Genomic DNA, 24,740 nt, shown 5'->3' with positions numbered 1-24,740 from the left:
CGCGGAGTTGGCAACATCCGGCCAGCAAACGGCTACCCGCCCATCCGGGGGCGGGTAGCCGGTAGAAGCATGGTTCCGGGGCGGAACCGGCCCGTCGTGAGCTCCCGCGCAGGCGGGGATGGGCCGAACAGCTCTTCGTGGCGGGCATTCGAATTACGCGCCTGAGTGAGCGCTAACAAGCACGACTCCTGGCATCCCTTCCTGGACCCGTGAACATTGAACCTTTCGGGCGAGTGGGATATGTTAGCGCCAACTCACTCTCACCACAGGGGTCCCCGCACCACACCGCCAGCCAAGGAGTCACGGGTGGACCACACCTCCTCATCCACCCGGACGAACCGCGACCCCGCGATGACGGACGTCGCACGGCTCGCGGGGGTGTCCCACCAGACCGTCTCCCGCGTCCTCAACGGTCACCCCAACGTGCGCGAACAGACCAGGCTGCGAGTACGCGCCGCCATCGAACAGCTCGGCTACCGACCCAACCGGGCGGCGCGCACGTTGGCGACCGGCAAATCCCAGCTCATCGGCGTGGTGGCGCAGAACTCCACGCTCTTCGGCCCCTCCTCGCTGCTGGCCGCCTTCGAGCTGGCCGCCGCCGCCCAGGGTTTCGTGGTCAGCGTGCGCCGGGTCCGGGTTCTGGACCGGGGCTCCATCACCGCCGCGGTGGAACACCACCGCGAACAGCGGGCCGCGGGAATCGTGGTGATAGCCCCCACCGCCGCCGCCGACGCGGCCCTGACCGAGGTCCCGACCGACGTCCCCCTGGTGGCGGTCGACGGTGACCCCGAACGCGCCGGGGCCGCGCTGGTCACCGTCGACCAGGAGGCCGGGGCCCGGCTGGCCACCCGGCGCCTGTTGGACGCCGGGCACGAGACGGTCTGGCACGTCAGAGGCCCCGAGGACTGGTTCGACGCCGCCGGTCGCCAACGGGGGTGGCGACAAGCCTTGGAGGAGGCGGGCGCGGAGGTTCCGCCGGTCAGTCCAGCTGACTGGAGCGCCGCCTCGGGTTACCGCGCGGGGCTCATGCTCGCCCGGATGCCCGAGGTCACGGCGGTGTTCGCAGCCAACGACCACCTCGCCCTGGGCATCCTGCGCGCCATGTCCGAACGCGGCCGCTCCGTACCCGGGGACGTCAGCGTCGTGGGGTTCGACGACGTGCCCGAGGCGGGCTACTTCATCCCGCCACTGACCACCGTGCGCCCCGACTTCGACACCGTGGCCGCCGAAGCGCTCAGCCTGCTGCTCTCCGGAATCTCCGGGGAACAGCAGGCCGAGCGCCGCATCGTCACCCCCACCCTGGTGGAGCGGGAGAGCGTGGGCGCCCCGGTCGGCCACCAGAACGGGCCCGGTGCCCCATGACTGAGCCCATCGGCCCGATCTCCCCGGCGACACCCCGGCCCTGAGGCGTGAGCCGCGCCGCCGCGCACTCCCCGAGTGAGCCCGATCGCCTTATGCGATCGCGCCGAGACAGAAGGCGAATAAGCGGAGCAGTCATCGGAATGACTTGTGGATGGCCGCGGTCAGAAGTGTTCATTACAGAAGCGATGAATCGCTTCCCTGTGTCATGGATTGTGACGCTTGGCGTATTTCGTGCGCGCTGCTGCCTGTCCCGGGGTGATCGTTAATCTGGTGTGAATCGGAAATGTCCTCCTATTTCGGACTGTGATGGCTGAGGTGAGTGAGGTGACAGTCAGCCTCTGGAAGCGGGTCGATGCGACGCTCAATGCTCATGGCCCACGGTCCACCAAGCCAACCGGAGCGGTGCCATCCCAGTTCAACCGGCCATGAGGTTCGCCCTGGGTGTCGCATGTTCCTGGACGAGGTGCACGGAGCCCGGCTGAGCCAATGATCATGAGATAACCGCCGACGACAGAAATTCGCCCGAACAACAGCAGTAATTCCAAGCTCATCTTCCCCTTGTTTAACAAATGAGATGAGAGGTTTTCTTGTGTCGTGTCCGGGGAAAATGGGCCCTATATCGTAATTGCGAAAAAGGGCTGGAGGTCTGTTGTCTGTTGTCATTTCCGGGGTGGGCGGATACCTGCCCAGTGAAGAAGTCACCAATGGTCAGGTCGCTGAACGAGCGGGGGTCTCAGCCGACTGGATCGCCCAGCGAACGGGGGTGCGAACCCGTAGGCGCGCGGCCCCGGACGAGGCCACCTCGGACCTGGCCGCGCGTGCGGCCGAGAAGGCGTTGGCCTCCGCCGGACGGCGACCGGAGGAACTCGGCCTCATCGTCAGCGCCACCTCCCTGCCGGACGAGCTCGGACCCTCGGTCGCCTGTCGGATCCAGGGCGGTCTCGGGGCACTGAACGCGGTCGCGATGGACGTGGGGGCAGCGTGCAGCGGCTTCCTCTACGCGTTGGAGGTCGCCCGGTGTTGGCTGCACGCCAGACCCGGCGCCCCACCGGTCCTGGTGGTCGGAGCCGAGGTGTACTCGCGTTTCGTCGACCCCGCGGACCGGGGTACGGCATCGATCTTCGCGGACGGGGCAGGAGCCGTCGTCCTGACAACGGGAGACACGGGAGAGGGCCTGGCCCCGATCCGCCTGGGAGCGGACGGCCGGGGTGCCGACCTGGTCGGTGTCTTCTCCGGAGGCACCCGGCGTCCGGCGTCGACGGGGACGGTCGGCTCCGGGGAACACACCATCCGCATGAACGGCCGGGCCATCAGCGACTTCACCCTCCGGCAGTTCCCTCTCATGGTTCGGGAGTGCCTGGAGGACAACGATCTCTCTCTGGAGGACATCGCCCTGGTGGTGTCCCACCAGCCGAACCCGCTGCTTCTCAAGAAGGCGGCCGCACAGGCGGGGATACCGGAGGACAAGATCGTCATCACCGGTGACCGCGTGGGCAACATCGGCGCCGGATCGGTGCCGTTCGGCCTTGCCCACGCCCAGGCCACCGGACGCCTGCGTCACGGTGACCGCGTCCTGCTCCTGGCTTTCGGAGCCGGGATGACCTGGGGGTGCGGCCTGCTGACCTGGTCCGGAACAGCACAGGAACAGCACAGTGAAAACCATCAGGGAGGTCCCTCATGAGTGTCATGGACACGTTCCGCCTCGACGGTGCCCGGGCCCTGGTCACGGGTGCCTCCCAGGGCATCGGCCGGGCCACCGCCCTCGCTCTGGCCGAAGCCGGAGCGCACGTCGGGCTGTGCGCGCGCAACGAACGGGCTCTGGAGGAAGTGGCACGCGAGGTCACCGACCTGGGCGGTGAGGCCGTGGTCGTGGCGGGGGACCTCAGCGATCCGGCGACGGCGGCGCACGCCGTGGAGCGGACCGCCTCGGCTCTCGGCGGGCTGGACCTGCTGGTGCACAACGCGGGTGGTCCCCTCGCTGACCAGGAGGGGCGTATGGTCCTGAAACCGGTCACGGAGTCCTCTGACGAGGAATGGCGACAGGTCATGGACCTCAACCTGTTCGCTGCGGTACGGCTGTGCCGTGCGGCCCACCCCCATCTGAGGCGTTCCCCCCGAGCCAGTGTCGTGTTCATGTCCTCCGTCGCGGCGCTCGTGGCCGTGCCGGGCATGGAGTCCTACGGAGCGGTCAAGAGCGGCCTGCTCTCCTACACCCGCTCCCTCGCCGTGGCGTGGGCCGCAGACGGGATACGCGTGAACGCGCTGTGTCCGGGATGGGTACGCACCCACCTCACCAGTCCGCTGCACGAGGTGGACGCCACAGCCGAGGCCGCCCTCACCAACGTGCCGATGCGTCGCTGGGGAGGGGTCGAGGACGTCACCGGACCCGCCGTCTTCCTCTGTTCCCCGGCCGCGTCCTTCGTGACCGGTCAGCACCTGACACCGGACGGAGGCCTGACGGCCTTCCCCGCCATGCCGCAGCCCCGAGACCCGCAGGAGGCTCCTCATGGCTGATCGGCTCTGGGTCGTCGGAGACGGCTTCCCCACCCCGCGGCTGCACCCCGAGATCCACACCTACAGGGACGTCGTGCACGCACTGCGTGTCGGCGAACTCCGGGAGGGACACCTGGTCCCCGCCCTCGGTGTGGCCCCCGGAGACTGGAAGTACCTGGGTCAGGTGGTCGAGAAGGCCGGCCGAGATCGAACGGTCTTCCTCGACGCTCCGCCACCCGCACCGTTGCCGCGCGCGGCGGTGCTCAAGGCCATCCAGGAGAACGTGGTCCTCGCACGGCCGAGGGTGGAGGGCACCACGGTGGAGTGCGAACTCGTGGTCGCGGACGGCAACGAGATCATGCACGACCACACCGCCGAGCGGCAGCACCTGCCGGGAATGCTGCTCATCGAAGCGGCCATCCAGGCCACGACCTGGGCGACCCGAACGCTGTACCCGGCGGGACCGGAGCGTCCCCTTCCCTATCCGGTCATGCACGCGTGCGCGTTCGACTTCGAGCGCTTCCTGTTCTGGCTGCCCGTCACGCTCCGCCTCACCCTCACGCGTGACGGCGAGCCGTCGGCGGAAAGGCAGCCGATGCGTTCGGAGGTCTCCTACCTGCAACAGGGGCGTGTGGCCGCCACGGGCCACTTCGCGTTCCAGGCGTTCGACCCTCCCACCATCCACGCGATAGAGCAGCGCCAGGCTCGGAGGGTGGTCGAGGGTGCCCAGAGCGGATCACCGACCGCTCCGCGATAAGGAGGACAGTTGCCACCCACGGACACCGAGACACGCAACCGGCTTCGCGCGCTCCTGTACCACGGGAAGGAGGGGAACACCGAGACGGCCCGCCTGTTCGAGCACCCGGTCTTCGCCCCGACCGAGACCCCCTCCACCGACGGGTTCCACCAACTGACCTACGAGCGCCTGAACACCCTCAACCAGCGCCTGGGCGGGGGCAGGAAGGCCCTCAGCTCGCCAGAGCGCCTCCTCGACGTCCTCGGACACGCGGCGGTCCTCGATCCCTCCCTCTTTCTGCGGGCGATGGTGCACTACGAGGTGTGCCTCAACGCCGCGCTCACGCTCGGCGACGACAACACCGAACTGCGCGAGACCATCGACCGGCTCGACTCCATGGCCACGGTCGGCGGCGTTCTCATCACCGAGGTCGGACGCGGCAACAGCCACGTGTCCGTGCGCACCCGGGCCGAACACGACCCGGGCCTTCCCGGGTTCAGGATCACGACGCCCACCTCGGACGCCGCGAAGTTCATGTCCATGGTGGGCGCCTCCGGGCGCGCTCAGACGGGACTGGTGTACGCACAGCTGTGCACCGACCAGGGTGAACACGGCGTCTTCCCCTTCCTGGTCGACATCCGCGACGAACACGGGCCACTGCCGGGTGTTCGCGTGCATCGCCTGCCCCACAGCAGGGTCTCGCCCCTGGACCACTGCCTGGTCTCCTTCCACGGCGCGTCCGTGCCGTTCGGCCGCTGGCTGAGAGACGGAGCCGAGATCACCTCCCAGGGGCGCTTCAGCGAACCGCGCACGCCCGCGCGTGACAGGCTCAGGCGTTCGCTGGCGGTCTCCTCCGCGGCTTCCGCGGCCGGAGCCACCGCGCTGGCCGCGGTGACCCGGGCCAGCGCCGGGATCGTCCACCGGTACTCCCAGCACCGGATGACGACGAACGGACTGGGCGAGGACCTGCCCGTGATCGACTACGGAATCCAACAGGAGTCCGTGTACGGAGCGCTCGCGAGCGCCTACGCCACCACCTTCATGGTCGGTGCGGCCCGCGCGCACTCGCCTCGGGGCGAGCGCGCCGACGGTGACCGGGACGGCGCCGCGATGACCTGGTCGCCCTGGTCCTCGGTGAGCCGTGAACTGTCCCTGGCCAAGGCCACGGCCACGGCGGAGGCTGAGCGGGCCTGCGCCGAGTCCCGACGCCGCTGCGGAGCGCAGGGAACGCTGACCGTCAACAGGATCCCCTCGTATGAGGCCCTCACCCACGTCTACAACAGTGCGGGGGGAGAGAACCGGCTCATCCTCCTGGACGTGGGGCGAGAACTGGCTCTGGGCGCGGACGAGGAGCGGCCCTCCCTCGCGCCTCCTCCGGGCCGATCCCTCTCCGACCCGCGGATGTGGGCGTACCTGTTCGGCGAGGACGAACGGCGCCTGCGCGAGCAGGCCCGCTCCGCACTCGGCGGCACCGCCGAGACGACCGCCTCCCCACAGCGGTGGAACGAGAGTCTGTGGCTGCTGCTCGCGCTGGCCCGCGCGCACACGCGGCGGGTGACCTTCGACGCCTTCGACGCGGCCGTCACCTCACTCGGGGACACCCCCGCGGGGAGGGCCCTGACACCCCTGTTCGGCCTGTGGTCGCTCGACGCCATCGGTGGTCGGGCCGCTGAGCACCTGGCCCACGGCAGTCTCACCCCGGAAGAACACCGGGGCATGCTCGATCTGCGTCGGTCCCTGCTCGGTGAGGTGGACGCCGAGACGCTCGTGGAGGCGCTCGACCTTCCCCTCGAACAGATCGCGGCCCCGATCACGTTCTCCGACTACGCCCGAAGGCTGGCCTCGGGCGGCGGTTGAGGGCGGGGTCCCGGAGCCCCCGGGAGGCTCCCGGGGCAGAGACCGTGGGCCTGCTCGCAGTGCAATCCGGGCCCCTGCGTTGGGAGCCGACCGTCAGTGAACTTCGAGCACCCGGGGGCGGTCAGACCGTGATCGGCGCCAAGGCCCGGTAGCGCGGACCTGCCCCCCGGGGTGGCCGGGGCGCAGGTCACCTCGCCAGGCCCGATGGGGGCGCCGAGCGAGATCGCCTCGGACGTCCGTGGCCGCGGACCCGCCTCACGTCGCGGTCCGCGGCCAACCGAGTGCGGTCAACTCAGGCCGGGGAGCTCCCCCCGGACACCCGTGCGGGTTCGCCTCCGCCAGCGGGGCCGCCGCCACCCGCGCGTGAGCGCATTCCGGGCAGGATCGGCCCCGCACCGCCCACGCGCTTCTTGTTGTAGATGTCGAAGGCCACCGCGAGCAGCAGGACCAGTCCCTTGATGAACTGCTGCCAGTCCACGCCCAGGCCGATCAGGGACATGCCGTTGTTGAGCACGCCCATGAACAGAGCGCCGATCACCGCGCCGATCACGCTGCCCACACCACCGGACGCGGAGGCGCCGCCGATGAAGGCCGCCGCGATGGCGTCCAGCTCGAACATGGTGCCGGCGCCCGGGGTGGCCGCGTTCAGCCGGCCGGTGAAGATGAGCCCGGCCAGCGCCGAGAGCACCCCCATGTTCACGAACACCCAGAACGTCACCCGCTTGGTGCGGATCCCCGACAGCGCGGCGGCCCGCTCGCTGCCGCCCACGGCGTACACACGACGTCCCATGGTGGTGGAGCGCATCACGAAGGCGTAGCCGCCGATGAGCGCGATCAGCAGCACGCCCACGAGCGGCAGACCGTTGTGCCCGGCCAGCGCGTAGGTGAACGCGACGATGGCTGCGGACACCACCACCGAACTCGCGACCGTCACCGCCGCGGGGGGAACCGGCAGGTCACGGGCGAGCGACCGGGCCCGCGAACGCCACTGGATCCACACGATGGCAGCCGCCCCGACCACGCCGAGGGCGAGGGTGGGCAGGTGGAGCCCGTCCGTCTGCCCGGGCAGGAACCCGCTGGCGATCACCCGCAGCGACTGCGGGAGCGGGGCGATGGACTCTCCGCCCAGGGCCGCCAGGGTGGCGCCCCGGAAGATCAGCATCCCCGCCAGGGTGACGATGAACGCGGGAACCCCCACGTAGGCGATCCAGAAGCCCTGCCAGGCGCCGATGACCGCGCCCAGCAGCAGCGCGATGGGGACCACGACGAGTGTCGGCAGCCCCCACGAGGTCAGCATGATCGCTGACATCGCGCCGGTGAAGGCCACCACCGAACCGACCGACAGGTCGATGTGACCGGTGATGATCACCAGCATCATCCCGATCGCCAGGATCAGGATGTAGGAGTTCTGCATGATCAGGTTGGTGATGTTGAGCGGGGTGAGGAGCAGCCCTCCGGTGAGGACCTGGAACAGGATGATGACGGCCACCAGGGCGATGGCCATGCCGTACTGGCGGGTGTTGCCCCGCAGCAGCCCCCTCAGGGGGGTTCGGGTCGGGTGGTTCACGTCGGGTCCCCGGTTCGGGTCATGAGTCTCATCAGGGTTTCCTGGTCGGCGTCGGCCGCCGCGACCTGGCCGGTGACGCGCCCCTCGCACATGGCGTAGACGCGGTCGCTCATGCCGAGGACCTCCGGCAGCTCGGACGAGATGAGGAGTACACAGGCACCCTCGGCCGCCAGTCGGCGCACGATCAGGTAGATCTCGTACTTCGCGCCCACGTCGATGCCACGGGTGGGTTCGTCCAGGATCAGCAGTTCGGGTCGTGTGAACATCCACTTGCCCAGAACGACCTTCTGCTGGTTCCCGCCGCTGAGGGTGCGCACGGTCTGGTCGACCCCGTGGCTGCGCACGCGCATGCGTTCGCTCATGTGCCGGGCCTCCACCGTCTCCAGCCCCGGATCGAGGACCCCGCGAGTGGAGACCCGGCCCAGGGCGGCCAGGGTGGTGTTGTGCCGGATGTCGTCGTCCAGGACCAACCCCAGCGACTTGCGGTCCTCCGGCACGTAGGCGACCCCAGCGGCGATGGCGTCGGCGACGTCGTTCACGCGCAGTTCGGCGCCGTCACGGAGCAGGCTGCCCCGGACGTAGCGGCCGTAGGAACGCCCGAACAGGCTCATCGCGAACTCGGTGCGTCCGGCCCCCATGAGCCCGGCCAGCCCCACGACCTCACCACTGCGGAGGGTCAGGTCAACACCCTCGACCATGCGTCGGCCCGCCTGGGTGGGGTGGTCCACGGTCCAGTCGCGCACCTCGAAGCGGACCGGGCCGATCTCGCCGTCGGGATCGGGGTAGCGCTGGTCCAGGTCCCGTCCGACCATCCCCCGGATGACGCGGTCCTCGTCGATCGAGGGCCGGCCCTGGTCGTCGCGTTCCACGGCCAGGGTCTCCACGGTGCGGCCGTCGCGCAGGATGGTGACCTCGTCGCTGACCCGCATCACCTCACCGAGCTTGTGCGAGATGAGCACGCACGCCACTCCCTGCTCCCGCAGGTCCAGGAGCAGGTCCAGCAACCGGTCGCTCTCGGCCTCGTTGAGCGCCGAGGTCGGCTCGTCCAGGATCAGCAGCCGCACGTCCTTGGCCAGCGCCTTGGCGATCTCCACCATCTGCTGGGCGCCGATGCTCAGTGCGGAGACGGCGGTGGCGGGGTTCTCGTCCAACCCCACCCGCAACAGCAGTTCGCGCGCCCGGGCGTGGGTGGCGCCCCAGTCGATGACGCCGAACCGGGTCTCCTCGTGTCCCAGGAGCACGTTCTCGCTGAGGGACAGCTGGGGGACGAGGGCGAGTTCCTGGTGGATGATCGCGATCCCGGCCCGCTCGCTGGCCGCGACGTCGGAGAAGGCGCGGGGTTCTCCGGCCACCTCCACCAGTCCGGTGAAGGAACCCGCCGGGTGCACACCGCTGAGCACCTTCATCAGGGTGGACTTGCCCGCACCGTTCTCGCCCATGAGGGCGTGGACGCTTCCGTGGGCCACGTCCAGGGAGACACCGTCCAGGGCCCGGACCCCGGGGAACTCCTTGCGGATGTCGCGCATGCGCAGCAGTGGCCCCGGGGGAGCGGGCACGCGGTTCGGGGTGCTCATTCGAGGTCGGTCTCCTCGTAGTAGCCGCTCTCGACCAGCACCTCGTGGTAGTTGTCCAGGTCCACCGAGACCGGCTCCAACAGGAACGAGGGCACGACCCTGGCGCCGTTGTCGTAGGTGTCGGTGTCGTTGACCGGCACATCCTCGCCAGCCAGGATCGCCTCGGACATGTCGACGGTCTGCGTGGCCAGCGCGCGCGTGTCCTTGAAGACGGTCTGGGTCTGCTCACCGGCGATGATGGACCGCACCGAGGACAGGTCGGCGTCCTGTCCGGTGACGATCGGCAGGGGGCGCGACTCGGAGCCGTAACCCACCGCCCGCAGGGACTCGATCACCCCGAGGCTGATGCCGTCGAAGGGGGACAGGACCGCGTCGACGTCCTCGCTGGAGTAGTTGGCGCTGAGCAGGTTGTCCATCCGCGACTGGGCCACCGCACCGTCCCACCGCGGCGTCGCGATCTGTTCCATGGAGGTCTGCCCGCTGCGCACGTCGAGGGTGCCGTCGTCGATGTGCGGTTGGAGCACCGACATCGCGCCCTCGTTGAAGAAGTAGGCGTTGTTGTCGTCGGGGGAGCCGCCGAACAGCTCGATGTTGAACGGACCGTCCTCGTTCTCCAGGTCCAGCGAGTCGACGACGTACTGCCCTTGGAGCACGCCGACCTCGAAGTTGTCGAAGGTGGCGTAGTAGTCCACGTTCTCGCTGCCCATGATCAGCCGGTCGTAGGCGATCACCGGGATGTCGTTGCTGGCGGCCGTGTCGATCACGTCGCCGAGCGCCTCACCGTCGATGGACGCGATGACCAGGACGTCCACCCCCCGCGTGATCATGTTCTCGATCTGGGAGATCTGGTCCTGGACGACATCCTCGGCGTACTGGAGGTCGGTGCCGTAGCCGCGCTCCTCGAACTCGGCGACCATGTTGGCGCCGTCGTTGACCCACCGTTCGGACGACTGGGTGGGCATGGCGATGCCGATGACGCCGTTCTCGCCCTGGGGGCGGGCGGCGTCGCCGACCCCGTTGCAGGCGGTCAGGGCCAGGCCGACGCTGACGAGCGCCGCGGCGAGGGGTAGGAGTGGTGGTCGTGACATCGGGGCCTGCTTTCCTGGGTGTGTGGGAGGGGGAGGACGGCGCTTCTGCGCCCGTCGGTGCCCGTCAGCGGCGGTCGTGGGGGGCCTCAGACCGGGGCGTACTCGATCCCGGCCAGCTCGCACAGGACCTTCCAGTCCCGCGCGATGTGACCGGAGTTCATGACCATGTGGTGGGTGCCGCCCGCACGCAGCCAGGCGTCCATGCACCCCCGCACACCCGACGAGGGGCGGAACTGGCCGTAGGGCATCTCCAGAGCGGGCAGCTCGGGGGAGTCCAGTACCTCGCCCTCGGCCACCACGAGGCGGAAGCGCTCTCCGCCCAGCGAGACGAGGGAGGCCAGGGTCGCGGGACCCGGGCGGTACCGGAACAGGATGGTGGGCGGGTCGGCCAGGCCGCCGATGCCCAGCGGGCGCTTGATCATCCGGGTCGGCTCGTCGTCGCGGGCCAGCCGCCAGTTGCCCTCGCCCATGTGGCTCATCAGGATGGAGTCGCTGGGGAAGTCCATCGCGTACATCTCGGTGAAGTGACCGTCCCCCGCCAGCTGGTGCCCGGCGTAGACGACGGACGCTGCCAGCACGTCGCCCTCTCCGGCGAACCCGTACCCCTGGGCCATCAGGGTGGACGCGGCCGCCATGGGAAGACGGGCGAAGCGGCCGTCCTCGCCGATGGCGTCGAAGTGGGTGGAGTAGGCGCCGCAGCCCGATTCCTCCAGCAGGTGTTCGATGCCCAGCTGCATCCGGGCGTGGTCCTCGCGTTCCTCCCCGGAGAGCCGGTCGTCCACGTCGAACACCTCGTCCTCCCAGGCGAGGAGGTCGCTCACGGCGCGCTCGGGCAGGTCGGCCATGGTGCGGTGCAGGGCGCCGGGGGCGATCACGTGCACCTCGGGGCCGAGCTTGCGCAGCAGGGCGGTCTCGTCCACGCGGGCGTCGCCCATGCCGTTCATCGGGTAGCCGAACACGCCCACGCGCAGCCGCCGCAGCGCGCTGACGGTGTGCGCGGCCCGGGCCCAGCGGTCCACCCGCTCCACGAACTCGGGGCTCTGCCAGTCACCGGTGATGACGTCGAAGTCGATCCCGGCCCGCACCAGGGCGTTGGCGGTGTCCTGCGCCCCGTGGATGCCCTGGTTGTAGGTCATGTCGTCCATGTCCCAGGAGGCGCTGACCGCCGGGTCGGGCTGGGTGTTGGCGAGCGCGACGGGGAGCCGGGTCCCGGTCAGGGCCCGCGTGACGCGGAGGGAGGGGCCGTAGGTGAGCATGACGACGAGGACCCCGTCCAGGTCCTGGCCCTCGAAGTCGCGGATCGCCGCCTCGGCGTCCTCCCGGCCGCGGACCGGTGGGGCGAGGGTCCACTCGGCGGCGTCGGAGAGGCCGTCGGCGAGCTGTTGGGCGTAGGCGGCCTGGTGCTCCGTGATGCCCGGGATCATGGCGTCGTAGAGCGGTTGCATGACGCCGAGGAGCCCGATCCGGGGGAGGCGGGTGCGCACCGCCGGGTTGTCGCTCGCGGGGGGCATGGGTGGGGGCACGGGGTTTCCTTACTGTCCGTAGGCGTTCTGGTAGCGGTGGTAGAGGGCGTCGACGGCCTCCTGGGGGAGGCGTTCGACGGGACCGCCCTGGCGGGCGATGTGGACGGTGCGGGCCACGTCCTCGCACATCACGGCGGCCTTGACCGCGGCCTTGGCGGAGGCGCCGACGGTGAACACACCGTGGCCCCGCATGAGGACGGCCGGGGAGCGGTGGCCCTCCAGGGTCTCGACGATGCCCCTGCCGATGGAGTCGTCGCCGATGAGCGCGAACGGACCGACCGGGATGTCGCCGCCGAACTCGTCCGCCATCGCGGTGACCGCGCAGGGGATGGGCTCGCCCCGGGCGGCCCAGGCGGTGGCGTAGGGGCTGTGGGTGTGCACGACCCCGCCGACGTCGGGGCGGGCACGGTAGACGTGGGCGTGGGCGTCGGTGTCACTGGAGGGGTTGTGGTCGCCCTCGACCAGGCGCCCGTGCAGGTCGCACACGACGACGTCGCGGGGACGGAGGTCGTCGTAGGAGACACCGCTGGGCTTGATCACCATCAGGTCCGTGCCGGGGACGCGGGCGGAGATGTTGCCGCTGGTCCAGGTCACCAGGTTCCACCGGGGCAGTTCCCCGTGGAGCTCGCAGACCCTCAGGCGCAGGCGCTCGACCTCCTCGCGGTGGTGGGTGAGTTGGTGGTGCGCGTCCGTTCGGGGCGCGTCGGTGGAGGTCATCGCTCTCCCTCGGTGGTGGGGGCGGTGGAGGTGTTGCTCGAGGCGGTGCCGACGGGAGCGCCGGTGGGCTGATCGGGGGCGCTGGTGAGGCCGGTCGTGCCACTGGTGGCGCCTGGGGCTGCGCCGGTGGGACGGCCGGAGGTAGCGCCGGGACTGGTGCTGTCACTGGAGGCACCGGTCGTGAACGCGGCGCCCCGCAGTGCGCGCAGCCGACGGAGGCTGTCGCTGCCGCCCCGGCCGAAGTGGTCGTGGAGTTCGGTGTAGATCGCGAACAGCGAGTCGTAGGTGGCGGCGCGCTTCGGGTCGGGGTCCACGGTGTCGGCGCGGACCCGTCCCATCGCCTCGGAGGCCGCGTGGACGTCCGGGTGCGCCCCGGCAGCGACCGCGGCGTGGATCGCGGCACCCACCGCGCAGCTGTGTTCGGTGTCCACCACGCGCAGGGGTCTGTTCAGAACGTCGGCGTAGACCTGGAGGACGAAGGGGTTGCGGACCATCCCGCCGCCCACGGTGAAGTCGTGCACCGGGATCCCGGCGCCGGTGAAGGCCTCGACGATGGTGCGGGTGCCGAAGGCGGTGGCCTCCACCAGGGCCCGGTAGACGTCCTCGGTACGGGTGGCCAGGGTCATGCCCACCAGCACACCGGACAGGGAGTGGTCGACCAGGACCGAGCGGTTGCCGCTGTGCCAGTCCAGGGCCACCAGACCGTGCTCGCCCACGGCCGCGCGGGCGGCCCTGTTGGAGAGCAGCTCGTGGACGGACACCCCCTTCGCGGCGGCCTCCTCGTGGTAGGCCGGGGGCACGTGGGTGTCGACGAACCACCCGAAGATGTCGCCCACGCCGCTCTGCCCGGCCTCGTAGCCCCACATGCCCGGCGTGATCCCGCCCAGGGCCATGCCGCACATGCCCGGCACCTCGGCCAGGACCTCGGAGTTCATCACGTGGCAGGTGCTGGTCCCCATGATGGCGAGCATCCGACCGGGGCCGGTGGTCCGGGCGGTGGCCGCGGTGACGTGCGCGTCGATGTTGCCGACGGCGACGGGGGTGCCCTCCGGGAGCCCGGTCCAGGCGGCGGCACGCGCGGTGAGCCCGCCCGCGCGTTCGCCCAGTTGGGAGAGCGGGTGCTCGAGCCGCTCACTGACGAAGTCGGTGAAACGCGGGTCCAGAGCGGCCAGGAAGTCCCGGGAGGGCCACGCGCCGTCCTGGTGGATGCCCTTGTAACCGGCGGAGGCCACGTTACGGGTCTCGTGCCCGCACAGCTCCCAGACGATCCAGTCCGCGCCCTCGATCCAGCGCGCGGTGTGTTCGTACACGTCGGGGTCGTCGCGCAGTACCTGGAGGGCCTTGGCGAACTGCCACTCGGAGGAGATCCTCCCGCCATAGCGGGGGAGCCACGACTCGCCGCGTTCGGCCGCCAGGGCGTTGATCTCGTCGGCCTCGGGCTGGGCCGCGTGGTGGCGCCACAGCTTCGGCCAGGCGTGCGGACGGTCGGCCAGGTCGGTGAGTTCGCACAGCGGGGTGCCGTCGGCGGTCACGGGGAGGACGGTGCAGGAGGTGAAGTCGGTACCGACGCCGATGACCTGCTCGGGTGAGATCCCGGACTCCCGCAGGGCCGCGGGGACGGCTCGCCTCAGGACCTCGCGGTAGTCGTCGGGGTCCTGGAGCGCGCTCTCCGGTTCGAGGGGGTCACCGTGGTCGGGCAGGCGGTCGGTGATGACCCCGTGCCGGTACGCGTGCTCGGCCGTGCCCAGTTCGGCGCCGTCGCTGACCCGCACCACGACGGCTCGGCCGGAGAGGGTCCCGAAGTCGATCCCGATCACCACCGGTTCGGGCGCCGCGCGTGCTCCCTCGCCAGTCGCCGCGTCAGGATTGTGGGCGTTAACATTCGTGGCCAAGGAGAGGTCCCTTCACGGATGCGCATGCTGAATAGTTCCCTCTGGCTCTGGATTCCAGAGGCTCAAGGGGGTCAGTGTGAGCTGGCCAACATTGTTGGCGTTAACAATCCATGAAGTCAACCCCCCGAACCCACTCCGTCGGGTACACGAGGAAGCGCCCGCACCCCCGGGGGGTACGGGCGCTTCGCCAGTGTCGGGTCAGCCGTGGGCCACGGGCGCGGAGACCGGGCCCTCCGCCGCATCGTGGTTCTCCGAGGAGGGTTCGTTGCCGGAGCCCTCGCGGTCGACCAGTCCGGCGGTGACGGCGATACCGAGCCCGACCAGGGCCAGCACCACACCGATCACGGCGGGGGAGACGTAACCGAGCCCCATGCCGATACCGAGACCGCCCAGCCAGGCACCACCGGCGTTGGCCAGGTTGAACGCCGAGTGGTTGGTGGCGGAGGCGATCGTGGGAGCGGCCTCGGCCTTGCTCATCACCAGGACCTGGAGCGGAGCCGTCACGCCGAAGCCGACAGCGCCCAGAACCACCACGGTGGCGGCTGCGGTCCAGGGGTTGTGCACGGTCAGGGTGAACAGCGCGAGCACGACGGCCAGTGAACCGAGCGAGACGTAGATGGTGGGCCGCAGCCAGCGGTCGGCGATCGGGCCGACCACCAGCGACCCCAGGGTCATGCCCACGCCGAACAGCGCAAGGACGATCGGGACCCCGGTGCTGGGCATGCCCGCCAACTCGGTCATCATCGGCGAGATGTAGCTGTAGACCGCGAACACCCCGGCGAACCCGAAGACCGCCGTGGTCAGCCCCAGGATCACCTGCGGGTGACGCAGGGCCGAGAGCTCGCCGCGCAGGCCGCCCACGCGGGATGTCGGGGTGTGCGGCACGAAGCGGGCCACGCCGACGATGGTCAGGGCGGACAGGGCGACCACCACGAGGAAGGCCACCCTCCAGCCGAGCAGCTGTCCGAGCAGGGTTCCGGCGGGTACGCCGACGATGTTCGCCACGGTCAGGCCGAGCATCACCCGCGCGACGGCCGTCGCCCGCCGGGCCGGGCCGGCCAGGTGCGCCGCGACCAGCGCGGCAAGGCCCAGGTACGCGCCGTGCGGAAGCCCCGCGAGCACGCGGGAGGCGAACACCGCGCCGTAGGAGCTGGTGATCACGGTGGCCAGGTTGCCGACCAGAAAGACGCCCATGAACACGAGCAGCATGGTCTTGCGCGGCAGCCGGGTGCCCAGGGCGGTGAGCAGGGGAGCCCCGATCACCACACCGAGCGCGTACGCGGAGATCAGGTATCCGGCGGTGGAGATGGGCACGCCGAGGTCGGTGGCGACCTCGGGGAGCAGGCCCATGATCACGAACTCGGTGGTGCCGATGGCGAACGCCCCGAGAGCCAGGGCGAGCAGGGCCAGAGGCATGGCGATGCCCCCTTCCAGACGGTGGACGGCGTGCACACGGGCCGAGGAGGGCCTCGCGGCGTGGTTGGGATGGAGCGACGTGGGTCCGGTCGCCCGGTGGGGGTGGGACACGGTTATTTGGCACGTGCTAAATCAACAATGACACCCGTGCCCGAGAAATTCCAATGGTCCGCTACGTGATCTGCCTCGCGCGGCCGGTCCCATCATGGGGTGCTGGGGAGACACCGGGTGGTGATGCGACAGCCGGGGTGCGAGGGGCGCGTGTGGTGAGGTTGTTTGCCGGGACGGGGGCGCGGGCGTCTCGGATCCAGGGGCGAGAGCGATCCGGGGCCACAACGGGTTCTGAGGGGTCGGAGCGCGGCGCGTGGTCGTCAAGCTCGTGGGGGAGCGGTGCTCTCCCGCACGGTGAGTGTGGTGGGGAGCAGCACGTGCGTGCTCTCCGTGCGTCCCTCCTCCAGACGCTCCGCCACCGCGCCGAGGGTGAGTTCGGCGATCCGGTGCACGTCCTGGCGGACCGAGGTCAGCCTCAGGAACGAGAGCCGGGCGGCGCGGCTGTCGTCGTATCCCACCACGGACACCTCCCCGGGCACGGAACGGCCCGCGCGCAGCAGGGTCTCCACGAGACCGCGCGCCGACTGGTCGTTGCAGCACACCACGGCCGTGGGCAGGGAGTCCCGGGCCAGGAGCGCCGACGCGGCGTGCGCCCCCGCCTCCTCGGTGTAGGCGCCGGGAACCAGGTCCACGCAGTCCTCCAGCCCGTGCGCCCGCATGCCCTCCAGGTAACCGGCTCTGCGTTCCGGAGCACTGGGCAGATCACCGCCGTACACGTGCGCGATCCGCCGGTGCCCCAGGGCGACCAGGTGGTCGACCGCCTGTCGCACACCGGACACGGCGTCGGTACGGACACTGTCCGTCCCGACCGCGTTGGTGCGCTGCCCGATCTCCACCACCGGCACACGTTCGGCCACCCTGGCCAGATCCTCCGGGGCCTGTGCGGACATCCCGATCAGAACCAGCGCCTCACAGCGCAACCCCACGAGTTCGTCGATCGCCTGGCGCTCGGTGCGGTTGGCGAGCATCGCGCTCAGAGCCACGCTGTACTCGAGCCGGGCCGCCTCCGGGTACAGGGCCTCGACCAGGTCGGCGTCCATCGGATGCTCCATGGTGAACAGCACTCCCACCTGGCGGCTGCGTGCCCGGCGTAGCAGCTGGGCCGCGGTGTCGGCGCGGTAGCCGAGCTCCTCGGCGGCGCGCAGCACACGCTCGCGGGTGGCCGCGCTTGGGCCGGGCCGGTCGCCCAGGACCAGGGAGACGAGTTGCCGGGAGACGCCCAGGAGCGCCGCGACGTCGGCCATCGTCGGCCGTCCGCCGGCCGTTCCGCCATGCGTCATCACGGTCTCCCTCCCACGCAGGCGCATCGTACCGTTCCCGGCGGTGGTGGGTCCGCGAACCACTCGTCACGGGGGTGCACAAGAGAGGCTGATCGAAGTTCGCCACCGCCCCCGATGCCTCCACACCCCTGCCGCCGTCACTTCGCCGCGCGGGCTCCCACCCCCTGGAGCCGCAGACCTGACCGCCATCGGCCGTATCGGGCGGGGCTCCGGCCACGTGGCGGACGTCCGTTCGGCGCCCTCGACGCCTTCACCTGCGGCCGCACTCGGCCCGTTTACTGTGAGGGCGGTTCCGGGCGGCCCCGGCACAGAAAAAAGGGGGGCGCGCCCTGAGGCGCGCCCCCCTGAAGCCTGGCCGGGTCCCACGTCCCCCAACGTGGAACCCGACCGCGCGGCCTACGCACTAGGTGCGGTCTGGCCGCTGGGAAGGCGGTTGTAGCGATGGTTTCGTGTCAGAAACCCCCATTGCCGACACGAACGCGTACAACCGCGCATGGTCTTGAGGTGATCTCGGAAGCTTCGCACAGACTCTGTGGGTGAGTTGGGGTCGGGGTCGGTCTGAGGTGCTTCACCTGTGAGAACGCTTCTCTGAGGATAGGTGTTCCCGGTGAGTGCTCCGATTTTCGTTCGGCCCGGTAAAAAGCCGGTGCGGACTCGGGCACGGGCGTCCTAAGCTCCCGCCGAACCAGGCTCGTCAAGGAGGTGACCAGGTCGGAGGCGACGACCCTGTGGTGCCCCACCGGCCCGAGGAACTCGCCCTGGACGGGGATTCCGGCTGGCGGGAGTGGCCGCGGCACCCGCCCTGGCCAGCCCGTCTTCCACGCCGTCCTGAACGAGGACCGCGGGACGCGGATCGCCCGGGAGTGGATCCCGCCACGCGACGGTGAGGGGCACGTCACCCGCTTCCGTGTGGAAGCCGGTTCGCCTCACGCTACCCCGTCCGGCGGGTGGGGGGTCAGACGAGCCTGGAGCTGATGGGTGCCAACCGAGGGGCTGGCCGAGTTCGACGCGCACATCGTCGGCGGATCGATGGGGTGCGGTGCTTCCTGCCCGAGGGGCAGGGCTGAGGTGTGAAGGGGGCTGGGCGTCGCGACGCCCAGCCCCCTTCACACTCTCACCGGCGTCGGTTCCCCCAGTTCGGTGCACTTCGGGGCATAGTGGCCCCTCGGCAGGCGTTCCTGGTGGGGCGGGCTCTGCGTGCGCGCGGTCCGCGGGCGCGGGAATACCTGGCTTCCGGGTGGGGTTCCGCATGATAGTTTCATCGAAAGCATTTTCCTAGGAAGCTATTTGGATCGGGGAACGGCCATGCAGTTCGGAATCTTCTCGGTCAGCGACGTGACGACCGACCCCACCACGGGACGTACGCCGACCGAGGGCGAGCGGATCAACGCGATGGTGCGGATCGCCCTGAAGGCCGAGGAGGTGGGGCTGGACGTCTTCGCCACCGGTGAGCACCACAACCCGCCGTTCGTGGCCTCCTCGCCCACGACCATGCTCGGTTACGTCGCGGCGAAGACCGAGAAGATCATCCTGTCCACCTCCACCACCCTCATCACCACCAATGACCCGGTCAAGATCGCGGAGGACTTCGCGATGCTCCAGCACCTGGCCGGGGGGCGCGTGGACCTGATGATGGGCCGGGGCAACACCGGGCCGGTCTACCCCTGGTTCGGACAGGACATCCGCCAGGGCATCCCGCTGGCGCTGGAGAACTACAACCTCCTGCACCGTCTCTGGCGCGAGGACGTCGTCAACTGGGAGGGCAAGTTCCGCACGCCGCTCCAGGGCTTCACCTCCACGCCGCGCCCGCTGGACGACGTGCCGCCGTTCGTCTGGCACGGCTCCATCCGCAGCCCGGAGATCGCGGAACAGGCCGCCTACTACGGTGACGGCTTCTTCCACAACAACATCTTCTGGCCCGCCACCCACACCAAGAAGCTCATCTCCCTGTACCGCCGCCGCTTCGAGCACTACGGCCACGGCAGGGCCGAGCAGGCCATCGTCGGGCTCGGCGGCCAGGTGTTCATGCGTAGGAACTCCCAGGACGCGGTGAAGGAGTTCCGGCCCTACTTCGACAACGCGCCGGTCTACGGCGGCGGCCCCTCCCTGGAGGAGTTCACCCGCGAGACGCCGCTCACCGTCGGCAGCCCGCAGGAGGTCATCGACCGTACTCTGGGGTTCAGGGAGTCGTTCGGTGACTACCAGCGCCAGCTCTTCCTGATGGACCACGCGGGACTGCCGCTCAAGACGGTCCTGGAGCAGCTGGACCTTCTCGGCGAGGAGGTCGTGCCTGTGCTGCGCAGGGAGTTCGCCGCCAGGAAGCCCGCCCACGTGCCCGACGCCCCGAACCACGCCTCGCTCCTGGCCGCGAAGGAGCGCGCCACCACGAACACGGAGGTCCAGGAATGACCCGCAAGCTCGTCACCGTCACGGCCGGGCTCAGCAACCCCTCCTCGACCCGCCTGCTCGCCGACCGGCTGACCGCCGCCGCCGAGGAGGCCCTCACCGAACGCGACGAGAAGGTCGAGGTCCGGGTGGTCGAACTCCGGGACCTGGCCCACGACATCATGAACGCCATGACCACGCGCGTCCCCACGGGCGACCTGCCCGGGGTGCTGGCTGACGTGGCCGAGGCCGACGGGATCATCGCGGTGACCCCGGTCTTCAACGCCTCCTACAGCGGCCTGTTCAAGTCCTTCTTCGACGTCGTCGACACCGAGGCGATGGACGGCAAGCCGGTCGTGGTGGCCGCCACCGGGGGCAGCCCGCGCCACTCGTTGGTGTTGGAGCACGCCCTGCGCCCGATGTTCTCCTACACCCGTTCGGTGGTGGTGCCCACGGGCGTCTACGCCGCCTCCGAGGACTGGGGTGCGGGTGAAAGCGGCGGCCGGGAACTGTCCGAGCGCATCGCGCGGGCGGCCCGGCAGCTGGCCCTGCTCGTCACCGACGCCGCGCCCACGGCGACCGACCCCTACGACGATCCCACGCCCTTCGCTGACCTGATGTCCGGCCTGGGGCGCTGAACGCGGCCCCACACCGTGGCCTCCGGGTCCCCGTGCCCTGCACTGCGCACCCCGCGTTGTGCAGGGCACAACTTTGTCCCCGCGCCCTTCTGCCTGGTCCGAGTGCGTCCCTAGAGTCATCCCACCAATGGTCGGCCACCGCTTTCCCTACCTCCGACCTGGGGAGTTTCGATGCGACTCACTACCCCCGCGCGCCTGTGCGCGCTCCTCGGACTCGCGGCCCTGACCACCGCCTGCGCGCCCCTGCAGACCACCGGAGCCGCCTCCGGAGTGGACGAGCCGGACGGCACCCTGCGCGTCTGGCTGTTCTCCGAGGTCGACCAGGCCCCGAAGGAACGGGTCGTCGACGCGGCCGTCGCGGAGTTCGAGGCCGCGCACGACGGAGTCGACGTCCAGGTCCAGTACATCCCCGTGGAGACCCGGGCCGAGCGCTTCCAGGGCGCCTTCCTCGACCCCGCCTCCGCCCCCGACGTCGCCGAGTACGGCAACACGGACCTGGCCGGGTACGTGGAGTCGGCCGGGTTCGTGGACCTCACCGAGGACCTCGCCGACTGGGCGCCGCACGAGGACATCGCCGACGACGTCGCGGCCACCGCACGGGTGGACGGCTCCTCCTACGGCGTTCCCTGGTTCCTCGGCGCCCGCGCCCTCTTCTACCGCACCGACGTGCTGGAGGAACTGGACCGGGAGGTCCCGCAGACCCTGGAGGAGGTCGTGGAGACCGGCCGCGCCGCGCGTGAACACCACCCCGGCATGCTCGGGGTCTCCGCGGGCGGCGCCTACACCTACGCCATGATGCCGTTCGTCTGGGCGCACGGCGGTGACATCGCCGAACCCCGGGGTGACAGCTACGCCGCCACCATCGACTCAGCCGAGTCCAGGCGGGGACTGGAGCTGTACGGGCGGATCCTCTCCGAGGACGTCTGCCCGCCCCAGACCTGCTCGCAGATGACCGGGGACGCCTCCGTGCAGAACTTCCTCGCGGGAAACGCGGCCATGACCATCGGCGGCAACTTCAACCTCAACGCCCTGCGCGACAGCGAGGTCGCCGAGAACGCCGCCGTCGTCCCCCTTCCCGGAACCGAACCCGGTACCGTCGCGCCCGCCTTCGCCGGGGGCAACAACCTCGGCGTCCTGGCCGGGACCGAGCGCCGCACCCTCGCAGTGGAGTTCGTCAAACTCCTGGCGGGCAAGGAGTACCAGCTGAAGATGTACGAGGCCATGGGCAACCTGCCCGCCTACACCGACGTGCGCGAGGAACTGGCCGCCTCCGACGAGGAGATCACCCCGTTCGTCGAGACCATCGACGCCGGGACCCGGTTCGTGCCGGTCACCGGAGCCTGGGCGACGGTGGACGCCGAGGGCATCCTCCCCGCCATGGTGCAGCGGGTCGCCGCCGGGAACACCACCGTGGACCAGGCCACCGACGAGGCCGCCCGCGCCCTCGACGACGCCTTCGGGGGAGAGTGACGCACGTGGACGCAAGACCCCCGACCCCCGCTCCCACGACCTCCCCACCACGGCGTCCCACCGGTCGGCCCCCGGGCTCCCGGAACCGCCGGATCGAACCCTGGATGTACCTGGTACCGGCCGCGCTGGTACTGGGCGTCATGTTGGTCTACCCGCTCTACCAGCTGGTCCTGGTGTCGTTCTTCGACTACCGCCAGCCCCAGGTCACCGGCGCCGAACCCCTGGAGTTCGTCGGCTGGGCCAACTACCGGACGCTGCTCTCGGACCCCCAGTTCTGGGAGGTGCTGCTCAACACCGTCGGTTTCGCCGCCGCCTGTGTGCTCGGCACCCTCGCCGTGGGCGGTTCCCTCGCGGTGCTGGCCACACGCCTGACGCCCTGGGTGCGCACCGTGCTCTTCCTCGCCGCGCTGGGCGCCTGGGCCACCCCCGCCGTCACCGGCAGCGCCGTGTGGCTGCACCTGTTCGACCCCACCCTGGGTCCGGTGAACCAGGCACTGACCTGGCTGGGGTTCGGTGACTTCTCCGGACACTCGTGGACCTACGACAAGTGGTCCGCCTTCGCCTTGGTCGGCGCCCAGGTGGTCTGGTGCTCGTTCCCGTTCGTCATGGTCACGCTCTACGCCGGGATCAGGGCCATCCCCGAGGAGGTGGTGGAGGCCGCCCGGCTGGACGGCGCCTCCACGTCCCGGATCGCGTGGTCGGTGATGCTGCCGATGCTGCGCCCGGCCGTCACCATCGTCACCATCCAGTCCATCATCTGGGACTTCAAGATCTTCACGCAGATCTACATCATGACCGGGGGCGGGGGGATCGCCGGACAGAACCTGGTCCTCAACGTGTACGCGTACCAGAAGGCGTTCGCCTCCGGCCAGTACGGCCTGGGATCGGCGGTCGGCGTGATCACCACCCTGCTCCTGCTGCTGATCACCCTCGTGTACCTGCGCGCCCTGCGCCGCCAAGGGGAGGTACTGTGACGCTCCGCAGACTCAGGAACGACGTCGCCGGGCTGCTGGTGGCGCTGGTCGTCGCCCTGCCGCTGTACTGGATGCTGCTCTCGGCGCTCAAGCCCCGGGCGGCCCTGGAGGCCGGGGACCCAGCCCCCTACACGCTCGAACCCACCCTGGAGTCGTTTCGCAGGGTGCTGCTGATCGACGGGTTCGGACAGTACCTGCTGAACAGCGTGCTGGTGGCGGTCGTGGTCGTGACCGTCTCCACCCTGTGCGCCTTCCTGGCGGCCGTGGCACTCACCCGTTACCGCTTCCGGCTGCGCACCACCCTGCTCATCATGGTGCTGACCGCGCAGATGGTGCCGGTGGAGGCGCTGACCATCCCGCTGTTCTTCCTCATGCGCACCCTGGGGTACAGCATTCCCGGGATCGGGCTGAACCAGCTGGGTTCGCTCATGCTCGTACACACGGCGTTCGCCATCCCGCTGGCCGTGTGGATGCTGCGCAGCTTCGTGGCGGCGGTGCCGAAGGAGCTGGAGGAGGCGGCGTGGCTGGACGGCGCGGGCAGCCTGACCTTCGTCACCCGGGTGCTGTTCCCACTGGTCGCCCCCGGCGTGGTGGCGTGCAGTATCTTCTCGTTCATCATGACCTGGAACGACTTCCTGTTCGCCCGCACCTTCATCATCTCCGCCCAGGAGAACCAGACCCTGCCCATCGCCCTGCTGTCCCTGTTCAAGCCGGACGAGAACGACTGGGGCGGGATCATGGCGGGCTCGGTCCTGATGACGCTCCCGGTCCTGGTGTTCTTCCTGTTCGTGCAGCACCGGCTGGCCAACGGACTGGGCGGGGCGGTCAAGGGGTGAGTTCGGAGTCCGAACCCCGCCGCAACGCCTCGGCGTCGCTGCGCCGCGCTCTGGCGCTGGTGGAGCAGGTCCGCTCCACCCCGCCCGAGCGCGGCGGCACCACCCTGACCGAACTCGCCGAGGGTCTGGGCGTGAACAAGAGCACCGTGCTGCGGTTGTCCGTCCCGCTGGTGGAGTACGGCCTGCTCACCCGGGACGCGCGCACCGGCCGGTTCCGCGTGGGCACGGCCGCGTTGCTGCTGTGGCAGTCCTACCTGGACCACATGGATCTGCGCTCGGTCGCGTCGGAGCACCTGCGCGGCCTGATGCGCCACACCGGGCACACCTGCCACCTGGTTGTGCTGGACGTGCACGACGTCGTCTACGTGGACAAGGTCGAGAACGCCTCGACGGTGCGGATGGCCTCGCGGATCGGTGCCCGGATGCCCGCCTACCGTACGGCGGTGGGGCGGGCGATCCTGGCGTTCAGCCCGGACGACCTGGTGGCCGACGTGGTGGCGCGGGGTCTGCCCGCCGTCACCACGCGAACGGTCACCGACCCCCGGGTCCTGGCCGAGGAGTTGCGGAGGGTGCGGGAGCGGGGATACGCGATCGACGACCGTGAGAACGAACCCGAGGTGCGGTGCGTGGCCGCCCCGGTCTTCGACCACAACCGCGACCCCGTGGCGGCGATCAGTGTGTCCTCGCTGGTCAGTCAGTTGCCCGTGGCGCGGGTGCGCAGGCTCGGCCCGGAGGTCGCCGCCGTGGCGGCACGGGTGTCCGCGCAGCTGGGCGGGCGTCCCGCGGACGCCGCGGGCGGAGGCCACGGGGCGCCGTAGGCC

General features: G+C 70.2%; 19 protein-coding genes. 11 read left to right on the top strand and 8 right to left on the bottom strand.

Annotation, left to right across the window (positions count from 1 at the left end):
* The first annotated feature begins 306 nt into the window (after positions 1–306).
* From ADX84_RS06325 to ADX84_RS06305, 5 genes are all read left to right on the top strand, one after another.
* Positions 307–1,362 (top strand): LacI family DNA-binding transcriptional regulator, encoded by a 1,056-nt coding sequence (locus ADX84_RS06325; protein WP_199776489.1) that lies wholly within the window; start codon positions 307–309, stop codon positions 1,360–1,362.
* Between the two features lie 625 nt (positions 1,363–1,987).
* Positions 1,988–3,043: a ketoacyl-ACP synthase III gene (locus ADX84_RS06320; RefSeq protein ID WP_307869162.1), complete on the top strand. Its 1,056-nt coding sequence runs from the start codon at positions 1,988–1,990 to the stop codon at positions 3,041–3,043.
* Positions 3,040–3,876: an SDR family NAD(P)-dependent oxidoreductase gene (locus ADX84_RS06315; protein WP_049568954.1), complete on the top strand. Its 837-nt coding sequence runs from the start codon at positions 3,040–3,042 to the stop codon at positions 3,874–3,876. The genes ADX84_RS06320 and ADX84_RS06315 overlap by 4 nt, the downstream gene beginning before the upstream one ends.
* Positions 3,869–4,612: an AfsA-related hotdog domain-containing protein gene (locus ADX84_RS06310; RefSeq protein ID WP_049568951.1), complete on the top strand. Its 744-nt coding sequence runs from the start codon at positions 3,869–3,871 to the stop codon at positions 4,610–4,612. The genes ADX84_RS06315 and ADX84_RS06310 overlap by 8 nt, the downstream gene beginning before the upstream one ends.
* A gap of 9 nt (positions 4,613–4,621) precedes the next feature.
* Entirely contained in the window at positions 4,622–6,448 is a 1,827-nt protein-coding gene (locus ADX84_RS06305; protein WP_049568948.1) for an acyl-CoA dehydrogenase, read from the top strand.
* A 292-nt stretch (positions 6,449–6,740) separates the two neighbouring features.
* Here the strand turns inward: ADX84_RS06305 and mmsB are convergent, their stop codons facing one another.
* From mmsB to ADX84_RS06265, 8 genes are all read right to left on the bottom strand, one after another.
* Positions 6,741–8,015 carry a multiple monosaccharide ABC transporter permease gene (gene mmsB, locus ADX84_RS06300; protein WP_049568945.1) on the bottom strand — a complete coding sequence of 425 codons (1,275 nt, stop codon included), beginning with the start codon at positions 8,013–8,015 and terminating at the stop codon, positions 6,741–6,743.
* Positions 8,012–9,589, bottom strand: a complete 1,578-nt coding sequence (locus ADX84_RS06295) for a sugar ABC transporter ATP-binding protein (protein ID WP_049568942.1) — start codon at positions 9,587–9,589, stop codon at positions 8,012–8,014. Before ADX84_RS06295 ends, mmsB begins: the two co-directional genes overlap by 4 nt.
* On the bottom strand, positions 9,586–10,677 hold the full coding sequence (chvE, locus tag ADX84_RS06290; protein WP_049568939.1) for a multiple monosaccharide ABC transporter substrate-binding protein: 1,092 nt from the start codon (positions 10,675–10,677) through the stop codon (positions 9,586–9,588). Before chvE ends, ADX84_RS06295 begins: the two co-directional genes overlap by 4 nt.
* Positions 10,678–10,763: 86 nt before the next feature.
* Positions 10,764–12,200, bottom strand: coding sequence for an L-fucose/L-arabinose isomerase family protein (locus ADX84_RS06285; protein WP_199776488.1), 1,437 nt, complete (start codon positions 12,198–12,200; stop codon positions 10,764–10,766).
* Between the two features lie 9 nt (positions 12,201–12,209).
* Positions 12,210–12,917, bottom strand: coding sequence for an L-ribulose-5-phosphate 4-epimerase (locus ADX84_RS06280; protein WP_049568932.1), 708 nt, complete (start codon positions 12,915–12,917; stop codon positions 12,210–12,212).
* Positions 12,914–14,737 (bottom strand): ribulokinase, encoded by a 1,824-nt coding sequence (gene araB, locus ADX84_RS06275; protein ID WP_234003855.1) that lies wholly within the window; start codon positions 14,735–14,737, stop codon positions 12,914–12,916. The genes ADX84_RS06280 and araB overlap by 4 nt, the downstream gene beginning before the upstream one ends.
* 270 nt (positions 14,738–15,007) lie before the next feature.
* Positions 15,008–16,225 (bottom strand): MFS transporter, encoded by a 1,218-nt coding sequence (locus ADX84_RS06270; protein WP_049568929.1) that lies wholly within the window; start codon positions 16,223–16,225, stop codon positions 15,008–15,010.
* A 371-nt stretch (positions 16,226–16,596) separates the two neighbouring features.
* Positions 16,597–17,580 carry a LacI family DNA-binding transcriptional regulator gene (locus ADX84_RS06265; protein ID WP_199776491.1) on the bottom strand — a complete coding sequence of 328 codons (984 nt, stop codon included), beginning with the start codon at positions 17,578–17,580 and terminating at the stop codon, positions 16,597–16,599.
* Between the two features lie 1,341 nt (positions 17,581–18,921).
* Between ADX84_RS06265 and ADX84_RS06260 the strand changes: the two genes are divergently transcribed.
* The 6 genes from ADX84_RS06260 (at position 18,922) to ADX84_RS06235 (ending at position 24,737) form a co-directional block, all read left to right on the top strand.
* On the top strand, positions 18,922–20,025 hold the full coding sequence (locus tag ADX84_RS06260; protein WP_049568926.1) for an LLM class flavin-dependent oxidoreductase: 1,104 nt from the start codon (positions 18,922–18,924) through the stop codon (positions 20,023–20,025).
* Positions 20,022–20,639 (top strand): FMN reductase, encoded by a 618-nt coding sequence (locus ADX84_RS06255; RefSeq protein ID WP_049568923.1) that lies wholly within the window; start codon positions 20,022–20,024, stop codon positions 20,637–20,639. Before ADX84_RS06260 ends, ADX84_RS06255 begins: the two co-directional genes overlap by 4 nt.
* A gap of 171 nt (positions 20,640–20,810) precedes the next feature.
* Complete coding sequence (locus tag ADX84_RS06250) at positions 20,811–22,109, top strand: extracellular solute-binding protein (RefSeq protein ID WP_049568920.1); 1,299 nt, start codon at positions 20,811–20,813, stop codon at positions 22,107–22,109.
* A 104-nt stretch (positions 22,110–22,213) separates the two neighbouring features.
* Positions 22,214–23,083 (top strand): carbohydrate ABC transporter permease, encoded by an 870-nt coding sequence (locus tag ADX84_RS06245; protein WP_156208034.1) that lies wholly within the window; start codon positions 22,214–22,216, stop codon positions 23,081–23,083.
* Complete coding sequence (locus tag ADX84_RS06240; RefSeq protein ID WP_017543575.1) at positions 23,080–23,919, top strand: carbohydrate ABC transporter permease; 840 nt, start codon at positions 23,080–23,082, stop codon at positions 23,917–23,919. The genes ADX84_RS06245 and ADX84_RS06240 overlap by 4 nt, the downstream gene beginning before the upstream one ends.
* Entirely contained in the window at positions 23,916–24,737 is an 822-nt protein-coding gene (locus ADX84_RS06235; protein WP_049568915.1) for an IclR family transcriptional regulator, read from the top strand. Before ADX84_RS06240 ends, ADX84_RS06235 begins: the two co-directional genes overlap by 4 nt.
* Positions 24,738–24,740 lie beyond the last annotated feature (3 nt).

This window comes from Nocardiopsis sp. SBT366 (assembly GCF_001083815.1).
In the GTDB taxonomy this organism is placed as follows: Bacteria; Actinomycetota; Actinomycetes; order Streptosporangiales; family Streptosporangiaceae; genus Nocardiopsis; species Nocardiopsis prasina.
Note: the sequence above shows the minus strand (reverse complement) of the source record. Positions and strands in the feature narration are given on the sequence as shown.